General features: G+C 32.7%; 4 protein-coding genes. 1 reads left to right on the forward strand and 3 read right to left on the reverse strand.

The genetic code is table 11. The features are described 5' to 3' along the window. Window positions 1-113: 113 nt before the first annotated feature. From ABWU32_RS06265 to ABWU32_RS06275, 3 genes are all read right to left on the reverse strand, one after another. Window positions 114-7,538, reverse strand: coding sequence for an ankyrin repeat domain-containing protein (locus ABWU32_RS06265; protein ID WP_353278578.1), 7,425 nt, complete (start codon window positions 7,536-7,538; stop codon window positions 114-116). A 372-nt stretch (window positions 7,539-7,910) separates the two neighbouring features. Next, the gene (locus ABWU32_RS06270; protein ID WP_174516910.1) at window positions 7,911-8,990 is read right to left on the reverse strand and encodes an ankyrin repeat domain-containing protein; all 1,080 of its coding nucleotides are present in this window, start codon (window positions 8,988-8,990) and stop codon (window positions 7,911-7,913) included. 95 nt (window positions 8,991-9,085) lie between these two features. Continuing rightward, the gene (locus tag ABWU32_RS06275) at window positions 9,086-11,686 is read right to left on the reverse strand and encodes an ankyrin repeat domain-containing protein (protein ID WP_353278580.1); all 2,601 of its coding nucleotides are present in this window, start codon (window positions 11,684-11,686) and stop codon (window positions 9,086-9,088) included. A 518-nt stretch (window positions 11,687-12,204) separates the two neighbouring features. Between ABWU32_RS06275 and ABWU32_RS06280 the strand changes: the two genes are divergently transcribed. Continuing rightward, complete coding sequence (locus tag ABWU32_RS06280; RefSeq protein ID WP_174516912.1) at window positions 12,205-12,357, forward strand: hypothetical protein; 153 nt, start codon at window positions 12,205-12,207, stop codon at window positions 12,355-12,357. Window positions 12,358-12,556: the final 199 nt, after the last annotated feature.

Raw genomic sequence — 12,556 nt, forward strand, 5'->3', positions numbered from 1 at the left:
TTCTATATCTACTTTCCTTAATTTGACTCTATGGCTTGCTGAAACTCAGATATTGTAACTGATTTAAGTATAATATTAACTTAGGTTATATATAAATATTTCAATAGTATTATTCAAAGTTTCAAACTTTTAACTCCACTTTCTATATTGACGTCTTGTAAATTTTGATCTGGCTCCTTCAGCATTTTTAACAATTTAGTTGCAATATTCTTATGTTTATTGGCTATAGCAACTTGCAATAATGTATTCCCTTGATTATTACGAGCATTTGTTACAGCTATAAACTCATCAGGTTTTACTGCTTTAAGCTTGCTGATAATTTCAACATTACCTTTTTTTGCATCTCCAAACAATTCTTCAATTAATTTCAGTAGGTTAGTAACTTTTTGGTCCTTAGAAAGATCAATAGGTATTTTACCTTCTTTGTTCTCAATGTTATAAATTGCACCATGTTTTAATAAAGATTTTACAACTTCCAAGGAGCCACCTTTAGCTGCAACATGAAGTGATGTAGTACCACTAGAAGTAGTTTTAGCATTAACAAAGTCATTTAATTTATCACGACTGATATGTTGTAACAGAACCTCAACAATTTCTTTGTAACATTTGGAAGTAGCAGTGTGTAATGGTGTATTACCTTTATTAGTAACTTGACTAACATTAGCTCCATTTGTTAGTAAGATGTTTACAATATCTATGTGTCCATTGCTAACAGCGTAATGCAACGGTGTTCTTCCATCAATATCTTTATCGTTGGCATCAGCTCCATCTTTTAACAGACGCTGAACAGTTCGTATATCACCTTTACTAGCAGCAATGTTGATATCTTTCTGCAGATGCTGGAGAACCTCTGATGCTTCGCTACCCTCAAGCTTAAATCTAAAATTAATCATCTCTATCTTTTTTAAAATATCTAAAACACTCGGATGACTTGGTCCAAAAACAGCTTTTCTTTGATCAAAACTTTCTCTGTAGACTTTAAGTGCGCTGATCCATTTCCCTTGAGCAAAAAGTACATTTGCTATGTTGTATTGAGTATTCAAGGTTTCTGGGTGATTTTGTTGTAAAGCTTTTTTCTGGATATTTAAAACCTCTTGAAAAGCTTTCAAGGCTTCATGATATTTATTTTGATTGAAGAGTACCCCAGCAATGTTATGTAACGTTCTCAAGGTATCAGCATGATTAATACCTAAAATTATTTTCTTCTTTTCAAAAACCTCTTTATAGATTTTTAAGGACTCTTCGTATTTACCTTGGTTAGCTAGTACCATTGCTATATTATTTTTGGCACTCACAGTGGCTAGATCATGTGTACCTAGTGTTTCTTTCCTCTTTTCAAAAACTGCCCTATTGATATTTAACGCTTCTTCATATTTTCCCTGTTTATCTAATACTAATGCCATGTGAAACTGAGTATTTAAGGTATCTGAATGATTTGACCCTAGTATTTCCTTTTGTCTCTGATAGACTTCTTGATAAATATTAAAAGCTTCTTCATCTTTCCCCTGTCTATGCAGCACTAAAGCGATTGTACTTCTTGTACTTAAAGTATCCTTATCGTTTAAATCCAGCATTTCTTTTTGTTTCTGAAAAATCTCTTTAAGCATATTTAAAGCTTCTTGGTAAATTCCTTGCTTATATAGCACTTTGGCTATATATGTCTGAATATCTAAAGTACCAGGATTGTCTGGTCCTAGTATTTCTTTTCTTCTTTCAAATGCGCTTCTGAAAATACTTAAGGCTTTTTGGTAATTGCCTTGATTCAAGAGCACTAAAGCTGTATCAATCTGAGCGGATACGTCACTTTGCGATATCTGCTTCAACTGCTCGACTTTTGAAAAGTTACTATGTACTGCAGCAACTACTAACGTTTTGTTCTCTCTATTACGAGCACTCATCACTGCTTTTACTGTATCAATATCCTTTATCTTATTTAGGTCATTAATAACTTGAGCATTACCATCTTTAACCTTTTTAAATGATTCACTGACTAGTTTAAATAAGCTAGTTATACTTTTATCCACAGTAAAATCTGATGGTGTTTTCCCACTGTCAGAGACAGCATTGTATACTGCACCATTAGATAATAGGGCCTTTACAACTTTTAAGTGAGAGAACTTAGCAGCATAATGCAGAGGAGTAAACCCCTTGTTACCAACCACATTAGGATTAGCTTTATTTTGTAATAGAATATTGACAACTCCATCATAGCCCTTCCATGCAGCATAATATAATGGTGTTACACTATCAGCATTTTTGGCATTAACAAACGCTCCTGCTTTAATGTAATTCTCAATCTCTGAAGAGCTATTACGTTTTACAGCCTCAAATAATTTCTCAGTTGATGCTAATAGATTGATAACGTCTTTATCGTTAGTCATTTCTAATGGTCTTCTACAAAGCTTGTCAACAGCGTTATAAACTGCACCATTTTTTAATAAAACTTCAATAACGTCTTTATAACCAAAATTAGCAGCAATATGCATAGGGGTTAAGCCATTAGTATCTTTAGCATTAACGTCAGCACCTTGTGCTATCAAATACTTTACAACTTCTAACCGACCTTTCATTGCAGCATAGTGTAGTAATGTCTGGTTAGCTGTACCAAGCTCATTAATACTCAACCCCTTGCTAAGGAAAAACTCTACGGTATCTTTATAACCTTCTCTAGCTGCAATGTGTATAGGCTTTGATCCAGAGGCATTTTTAGCATTAATATTAGACCCTTCATCTACTAGACATTTTACCATTTCCAAGTTACTTTCCTGTGAAGCAATGTGCAGTATAGTCCAATCATCATTGCCTTTAGCATTCATATCTACTTTTTTATACTGCAGTAACATTTTTACCACTTGCAAATGACCATGTGCAACTGCTAATTCTAAAGGTGTTCTGCTCTTATTGTCCTTAACATTAACTTTTGCTCCATTACTTAATAGGACTTCAATAACATTAACATGGCCGTGTCCTGCAGCTATATGTAGTGGAGCACCTTCAACATTTACAAAGTTAACGTTAGCCTTGTTTGCTATCAAAATTTCAGCAACTTCTTCATGGCCTTCTTGTGCCGCAAGATATAATGGTGTTGTACTATTAATAGTCATAGCATCAACATTGGCTCCCCTTGCTATCAGAGCATTTACTATTTCCTTGTGGCCTCTTTTAGCAGCCAAATGTAATAGTGTAGCATCTTCAGGACCTTTCATATTAGTACGGGCCTTGTTTTTTAGCAAAATCTCTACAATATCCCTATAACCAGCGAGCACTGCTAATGATAAAGGTTCATCACCTTCTGCATTAACACTAGCTCCATTTTCTACAAGAACTTCAACGATTTCCTTATGATTATGCTTAATAGCAGAAAGCAATGGTGTTAGGTTGTTACTCTTAACATTAACATTGGCTCTATTTGCTACCAAAATTCCAACGATTTCTTTATAACCTTCCTCCACAGCTACATGTAATGGTGTACTACCTGCAATACCTTCCATATTAACTTTGGCTTCATTTTTTATTAAAAGGTTCACAATATCTTTGTGACCCCCTACAATAGCTGCATGTAAAGGTGTAAGACCATAATTAGCACTAGTATTGACTTCAGCTTTACTTTTGATTAGAAAAGCAATAGCGTCTTTATGTCCACTTAGAGCAGCTACATGCAATGGCGTCATGCCATCATTAGTTCTAGCATCAACTTCAGCTTTATTTTTTATTAGAAGATCAATAATATCTTTGCTACCATTCATCGCAGCTGCATGTAATGGTGTACTACCCTTAATGTCTTGAGCTCTAACTTCAGCTTTATTTCTTATTAGGAGTTCAATAATATCTTTGTGACCTTTCAGAGCAGCTACATGTAATGGTGTTAGATTATTATTGGCTTTATCATTGATTTCTACTCCATTTTTTATTAAAAGCTCAGCAACTGCCTTATGACCACTCTCTGCTGCATAGTGTAATGGCGTAGCATTATTTTTATCTTTAGCGCGAATGTTAACCCCATGCTCGAGAAGAGCAACAACTATCTTCAAGTGGCCACTCTGCACTGCAAAATGTAGTGGGGTTATACCTTCCACAGTGGCAATACTAGCATTTGCCTTATTTGTCAGTAAAGCCTTAACAATTTTCTCATGTCCATCTTTTGCTGCGTAGTGCAAAGGTGTGTTATTATAGGTTTTGTCAACAACATTAACATTAGCTCCATGCTTCAATAAAATATTAGCTATCTTTTCATGACCGTTTTCTATTGCATAGTGTAATGGTGTACAACCATCTATAACTCTGGAGTTAACATCGGCTCCTTTGAGAATTAAAGCATTCACTACTTCTAGGTGGCCATTTAGTGCTGCTGTATGTAATGGTATTCCCTCCTTATCGTTTCTTGCATTAACATTTGCCTCATTTTTCAGTAAAAAATTAACTAGCCCTAGATAACCACTTTCTGCAGCTATATGTAGTGAAGTAAAGCCACCCATAGTTTCGTTGATGTCAACATTCGCTTCTTTTTCCAGCATAATCTTAGCAACATCAATATGATTGTTTTTTATTGCATAGTGTAAAGGTGAAAAACCAGCTATATCTTTGGTATTAGTATTAGCATTATTTTTTAGTAGAATTTCAACAGCATCTTTGTGACCATTTTTAGCTGCAATATGTAGTGATGTTTTGCCACTATTATCTAGATCATCAACATATACACCTGTTTTTCCTATAAAAAATTCCACAATATTTTTCCTTCCATATGCAGCAGCAATATGTAGTGGGCTTTGACCATTAATATCTTTAACATTAACGTCTAAATTTTGATTAAGAACAAATTTTATAATTTCAAGACTAGGTCCCTTAGCAGCAAAATGTAATGTAGTCCATGAGTTAATACTTCTAGCATTGATGTCTGCTCCTTTTTTGAGATAACTCTTTAAGTCTTCAAGATTTCCTTCTTCCAACGCAGCAAACATTTTTTCCTGATTAGTAATAGTGATAAGGTTTTGATCGTATTTATCTTTCAGCTTGGAAGGATCATCTCTTACCGACTTGCCAATTTTCTTCTTACTTTTTATTACATTTTCTGAAATAAGTTTTTTAGCGTTCAAGATAACTGCTATTGAGGGATCAGATAACAATACATCAACTAAGGTATTATCGTGTGCTAAATGATTACGCAAACATTTTCCAGTTAATAAAGGAGTGTTATCATCTAAAAAAAGTAGATTGTTTTCTAGATGCTTCTCTGATCTACCTAAAATTGACATTATATCCAGAACAAGCATTTCTACTACTGCTTGCAACTTTTTATTCCTCTTGTAGGAAGGAAGCTTTTCAGTTAACTTGCCACTTAATGCGTTATTCCTCAAAATACTTTTCAGTTCAGATAACTTCAGTTCAAGCTGGTTATTGTATTTTTCTTCTGTTATGTTGTAAGCCTTCCTTTGTTTATGTATAGGAATAAACGAACCTTTCTCATTCAACTTGTTTCTTAATTCCTCAATCCATTTAAGGTCACCTGTTCCAAATTCAGCAATGTAAAAAATCTCACAAGTTAATCTATTTACTTTATCAAGGTTGTCATCCTGTATTCTTGACCTAACACTATGAGAAATTTTCATTGATAGTTCGGCTATTTCTTTAAGATTGTGAGACTCTATTTGGGAAGGAATATTCTCTAGTGTTTTATTAGCAAAGAATTTTATTCCTCTAATAACATTATGGTCAATCTTATTGTCATTCAAACCAACATCTAAGCTCTTTAATGATATAAACGCCGTAACATAATCAGTTCTGATATTTTTTGATTTAGTTTTTGCAAAATTGATTATGTTATCAATTTTATTAAACAGCTCCTTTTCATAATTCGTCTTTTCAGTTATATTATTGCTTAATTCTTTTATGAGTTTTTCAAGCTTATCATGTTCCATCACTTTAAAACTCTCTGTAATCATTTCATCTAATTCAACGTTACTAAATATTCCAGCAACTTCTTTTATCTCGTCTAAGTTTTCACTACTGGTAATTTTCTTTAGCAATATTATGACTATTTTAATCTTGTTATTGTAAAGAATATCCGTAATTACATTATCGATTCTTTTAGTATCATTTTGAACACCAATAAAAAAGTTAACATCTGTATTTTCCTCAATCTCTGTTCTTTTAGAGAGCGAGTAAGCATGTGATAGTGAGTTACGTAAATCTATAATGACTTCTCTTGTGTTCTTTGGTAATGATAGTAGAAGAAGCTCGCTTGTAGTGCTAGATAACTTGGGAGATTCTAGAGTGTTTTTTAAATATTCACCAATAACCTGTAAAACCCTTGTAATAATTAACTGTCCTTCCCTTTCTTTAGGATTAGCTGATAATGCCAACTTTATATAATCACTTATTTTCTCTAAAGAATGAATATCCCTAATTTGTTGATAATCGCTATACAACTCTCCAAATTGAGGATAATTGCTAACGATCTCTGCAACAACCCTCTCACGTTTTAACTTCGGGAGATCAGCAAATTTACCAATGTCCACACCTTCTATAATATCTTTTTCTTCTTTAAGTTTCTTTGCAAAATTTTCCAAGTGGTCTAGTATTTTACTTTTATTCAATGTGGCATTATAGAATAGATTCATTTCCTGTCGTTTTATGTGAGAAGAAACAAAACTGATCAAACAAAATTCCATTTCTTCCCAAGGTAGTCTATCGTAGGTTGATTTCAACTGCCGCTTTAATATATGAATATTTTGTGCAATAAATTTTGCTATGAATAAAAACTTTTCATCTACTTTTTCTGTGTTTGAATACTCTGCCTTTAACAGGCTAATATTTTGAAGTACTAACTCAATCCGCTCTCTTATGTTATTAAGATAACTCTTCACATTCTGATCTTGTCCAGAAGCACTAGAGAAAAAACGGAGGTTTATCAACTTATTTTCAACAAAAATTTCTATCTCTTCTGACAAGAATACGTTCTTTAGTTTTAATTCCTCATAAGCTCGTGAAAGAATTTCATCTAATTCCCTGAAATGAACAGCAAAATAATTACCTGGCCATTTATTAATGAGTGTATCAAGAAGTTCAACATTACCTGAACGTATAGCATAATAAAACGCATTATGGCATGTTTCATCCTCATCATCTGGTAATATAGTAGTTTCTCTGATGCCAACAGATAAATTACTGAGAATTTTACTATTATTGCCAAGTAGGTATTCTAAAATCTTTATCTTATTGTGTTTACAAGCTAAGATAACTAAGTTAGTACTCTTAACAGGATTGTTAGCATTATCATAATAGTCTCTCAAAGTTACTTGATCTTCTGCATCACTTATGTAATCAATAAAATTGCTTAATTTTTTTAAGCTGTCGACATTACCATCTGATATTGCCTCTTCGAGTTCAGTTAAAACCAGGAGATAAAGTTCTTCAGCTTTTGCTTTTCTGCGGTAGAGCTTTTTATATTCTCTAATAAACTCCTCTTTTGATGTGTAAGAACGTGATAAAAACTGTTTATCTTCTTGATAAAAACTGGTTTGTTGTTTAGGTACATGCATAAACCCTCTCTGAGATATATTTACACCAGTATTAGAATAGCAAAGTTTACTTAATATGGCAAAAATTAAAATAGCATCTTTTGTTAATAAAATATTTTTGAGAGAATATCTACTAATCCTGCAATTTCAGGACGAAAAGCCTTCACAACATTTGATTTTGGGTGTGGGAAATGTGTTGGTTGTTTAAATTTTTAGTAACACCTACTAATAATAACCCGTTTGAAAACAACAAAGAGAAATGATGATCAACTTACATAAAAAAGCACTAAATTTAGTGTTTTGGCATTATAGCAATCTCTTATGTATCACCTCTCTGGAACCATACGACTAATTGTTGTTCATAAAAAACTCTAGTACTGACAAAAAATGTATTTATTCTAATCTTGCACGTTTGGTATCATTACTTATAGAAGTTTCATAAAGTCTTGTACCAGGCTCTACGAGATTATTTAAGGAACTTAAAGATTGAAAAGTACGTTTATTGGAATCATCAAACGCTACTATAAAGTTTAACAAGTTATCATTAGATAGATATTCAGTTATATTATATGTAGAATCATGATCCAGAATAATTTTCTTTTCTTTGGCATCTTGATCTGCCACATCTAATTTAGTATAAAATTGTATCTTACTTAACTTATTTAACAAATCTGCTCTTTCTAAAAAAGGTTTTACCTTATCTAATATGATATCATTATATATAGGATAGCGTATGGAATAATCAATTTTTGCTAGTCTTACAGATAATTGATTATTATATAGTACATGTATGTTGAAGTTATTTGTAACAAATTCATATAGTGGAAGGCTATCTTTTATTTCATCTGTTTTCATTTGAAGAATTTCACAAACACAGTCATCTAGATAACTTGATAATTTACTGTAATTACTGCATCCTTTATAAGGAGATAAGTCAATAATTTTTCCGTAATCCTTATTGAAGTTCCTTACTAAAGTAAATTTAATCAACAATTTAGCGCATGCTAGATCACTTACAGCGTTATCTAAAGATGTGGAACAATTATCATAAAGCCGTCGTTCACGATTTCTTATATTAATATCAGCTCCATATTCTAATAGTTCTTTAACTACTTCCAGATTTTTACCACTTTTTTTTACAGCATGGTTCAGTGCAGTATTGCCTTTACGGTTTGTTGCATTTACATCAGCACCATGTTTCAGAAGTTCTCTAACTAATTCTAATTCCTTCCCCAGTGTTATAGCAGAATGTAGTGGAGTTTCACTATACATGTTTCTTGAATTGACTTCGGCACCACCTAACAAAAGCTCTTTAGTAATTTCTACACTACTAGTAGTATGAAGTAACGTATCTCTATTCCTTTCTACTCTAAGGTTAGCATTAGCACCTGCAGACAAAAGAGCTTTAACTTTTTCTAAGTTTCGTTCATAGACTGCTTTTTCTAATTCTTTGTTAATATTATTATTTAGCATATTTTTAAAATCCTCCTAAATTTCACTATTTTGTAACAAAATTTTTGTATATTTTCTAGATCTTGGCACCCTCATTAGAGTTTCATTTAAGAGAGCTATAACTTTAAACTCTTTACTCGATTTTCTACGCTGACATCTTGTAAACTCTGATCTGGACTTTTTAATATTTCTAATAATCTACTTGCAAGGTTTGAGTGTTTATTGATTACTGCAACCTGGACTAATGACTTGCCTTGATCATCACGAGCATTTGTTACAGCTACGCGCTCATCGGGTTTTATTGCTCTCAGCTTACTGATAATTTCAACATTACCATTTTTTGCATTTTCAAATAGCTCTTCTACTAATTTCAATAGGTTAGTAATATTCTGGTCTCGAGAAAGATCAAGTGGTGTTTTACCTTCTTTATTCTTGATGTTATAAATTGCACCATGTTTCAACAAAGATTTTACAGCTTCGAAAAAGCTATTTTCAGTAGCAACATGCAACGATGTAGTGCCTTTAACTATTGTTTTAGCATTAATAAAATCACTCAATTTATTGTTGCTTACACGTTGTAACAAAGCTTCAATAATTTCTTTATGACCTTTGGAAGCAGCAGTGTGTAATGGTGTATTACCCTTGTTAGTAACTTGAGTAGCATCAGCTCCATTTGCTAGCAAGATATTTACAACTTTTATGTGCCCATTATTAACAGCATAATGTAATGGCGTTCTTCCATCCACGTTCTTCGAATCAATGATTGCTCCATCTCTAATGGAACTCTCAATTCCTAAATAATTATTATCTTCTATAGCCTTAAATAACTTCTCAACCAATTTTAGTAATTTTATTACTTCTGGGTTTCCTCTTCTTTCCGCAAAGTGTAATGGTAAAACATATCTACCTCCTTCAGCTCTAGCATTAAAGTATGCTCCGCTCATAAGTAGAGACCTAACTATATCTAAATTACCAATTTGTGCCCCTAAGTGTAAAGGCGTAGCATTTTTATCCATTTTTGCATTAACATCCGCTCCATTTATAATAAGAGTTTTAACTACCTTAGGATGACCATATTGAGCTGCAAGATGTAGGGCTGTGCCTTTATTTTGATTTTCTTTTACATTTACATCAGCACCATGTTTCAATAGAACGGTTGCTATCTGATCATAACCTTTTTCTGCTGCAAAATGTAAAGGAGTCCAATTTGTGTGATCTAAAGCATTAATATCTGCTTCCTTTTCTAAGAGCAATTCAACCACCTCTAAATGATCATGGTCTACTGCAAAGTGTAGAGGTGTAGTACTTTTAACTGTTTTAGCATTAATGTCTGCTCCTTTATCAAGCAAAGATTTAGCAACTTCTAAATTACCATCATATGCTGCACAATGTAGAGGAGTCCAACTTCTGTTATCTAGAGCATTAATATCTGCTCCATTTTCAATCAAGAAATTCATTATTTCCAAGCGATTATGTTCTGCTGCCAAATGTAGAGCTCTTCTACCATCATCCATCTTTGCATTTATATTTGCTCCTTTTGCAATTAAGCTCTCTACTATTTTTAAAGAAAAACCATTATATGCTGCATTATGTAAAGGAGTCCAATTCTGATCATCCACGGTGTTAATGTTTGCTCCATTTTTAATTAAAAAATCACTCACCTCGAAATGACTTTGCTGAATTGCTAGATGCAAAGGTGTAAAACCTTCGTTTTTTTTAGCATTAACATTGGCTTTTTTCTCTATTAGTATCTTCACTACTTCTAAGTGACCATTCTGAGATCCTATATGTAAAGCTGTGGAATTATCGTGGTCCTTAGCATTAACATCAATTCCCTTTACGAGAAGAAGAGACTTAACTACTCCAAAGTGATTACGTTCTGCTGCTAAATGCAGAGGTGTAAGATTCTCATAATCCTTAGCATTAACATTAGATTTTGCTTTTAGTAAAATGTCTACTAACTCTAAAAAGCCATTTTGAGACGCTAAATGTAGAGGTGTAATCTTATCATCTGTTTTTGCATTAACGTTTGCTCCCGCTTCAAGCAGAACTTTAACTATATCTAACCTACCAGTTTGTGTTCCCAGATGTAAGGGTGTAATGTTTGCATCAACTTTACGATTACCTATGCCTGAAGATCCAGCGTTAATATTAGACCCTTGTGAAATAAGAGCTTTAACTACTTCGAGGTTACCATTTTGTACTGCAGAATGCAAAGGTCTTGCTCGATCATTATTTACAGCATTAACATCTAATCCCTTTTCAATAAAAACATTTACTATATCTAGATGACCATTCTCTGCTGCTAGGTGTAAAGGTGTATTAAGTTTATCTGTTTTAGTACTAAGATCTGCTCCATTTGCAATCAAGGTGTTGACTATATCTAAATATCCTTGCTGGGATGCAAAACTTAAAGGTGTAAAGCCTAGAATGGTCTTATGGTTTACATCTGCTCCATGAGCAATAAGAAAGTTAACCATCTCTAAGCGATTTTTTGCAATTGCAAAATACAGTGGCGTAAAGCCATCGTATTTAATCTCTGAGTTAATATCTAAACCCTCTCCTAATAAAGTGTTGACTAAATCCAACTGACCATTTCCTGCTGCTAAATGTAGTGGTGTAAGACTAAGATGTTTCTGAGTTTCATAATTTTCATTTAAAAACTCTACAAAAAATTGTAGCTGATCCAGATTATTAGATATTCTATTAGTAAACATAAAGGCCTCGCATGAAGAATTTATGTAAAATATAGTATCTACAAGTTTTTAAGCAAGATAAATCTTCTTCTTAAAAAAGATACTGTAATCCAATCTGTGTGCTTATAACTTTTTTATTTGATCATGAGTGATCAGCTGTCTCAGCTGCAATAGAGACACCTTCCTTAAGTAGTTACATCAATTTTCTCTGTTTTTTGCCCTTTTTTTTCGCTGATGATGATGTCTTCATTCTTCTCAGTAGCCAATATTTTTTTTAAAGTATAATCGTTACGTGCACCAAAGCATTAATAATTATACACAATTGTGAAGAAATATTCAATCTTTTTATTGTTTTGAATGTGTTGATGAAAAAAACGTCTGTCAGAGATCATCTGAGAATTGCATTTTAGGCTTTAGATGTAGAAGGGTCTTATCGTCTTTTTATAAATACTCTAAAAATAGGCTTAAATCGCCAAGAGATGGATATCATGAATTTAGTAGCGTAAAAACATCAAAGATACCTCATATCATAAAGTTTAATGTCAACATTTGGTGCAACATTCCTGATTTACAAAGCAGAGTCAATAAAGGTTGCAAATAATCTACTTATGTTGGACGTTTCTGTTAATGCTATTTCTAAAATAACAGATTTATCTATTGAGGAACTTGAAAATCATGCTTCCAAAACTTAACCTGAATTAAAAGCAACATTAGTTTACTGATTTCTACACAATATATTAAAATACCAACAAAGGTGATTACATAATTAATTATCTGCATTACTGGATGAAATTCTTGTGCTTCTGTATTCAATATATAATATTAAAAAAATATTTTAGTAAATTTATTAAAGTAGATACTAGAAACTCGCTTATTTTGTTTTTCTAGCTC

The organism is Wolbachia endosymbiont (group A) of Udea olivalis (genome assembly GCF_964028365.1).
GTDB classification, from domain to species: domain Bacteria; phylum Pseudomonadota; class Alphaproteobacteria; order Rickettsiales; family Anaplasmataceae; genus Wolbachia; species Wolbachia pipientis.

Excerpts from the sequence above, each read along its gene's own strand:
- ABWU32_RS06280 (WP_174516912.1), top strand. The coding sequence starts at position 12,205 with ATGTCAACATTTGGTGCAACATTCCTGATTTACAAAGCAGAGTCAATA.
- ABWU32_RS06270 (WP_174516910.1), bottom strand. The coding sequence starts at position 8,990 with ATGCTAAATAATAATATTAACAAAGAATTAGAAAAAGCAGTCTATGAA.
- ABWU32_RS06265 (WP_353278578.1), bottom strand. The coding sequence starts at position 7,538 with ATGCATGTACCTAAACAACAAACCAGTTTTTATCAAGAAGATAAACAG.
- ABWU32_RS06275 (WP_353278580.1), bottom strand. The coding sequence starts at position 11,686 with ATGTTTACTAATAGAATATCTAATAATCTGGATCAGCTACAATTTTTT.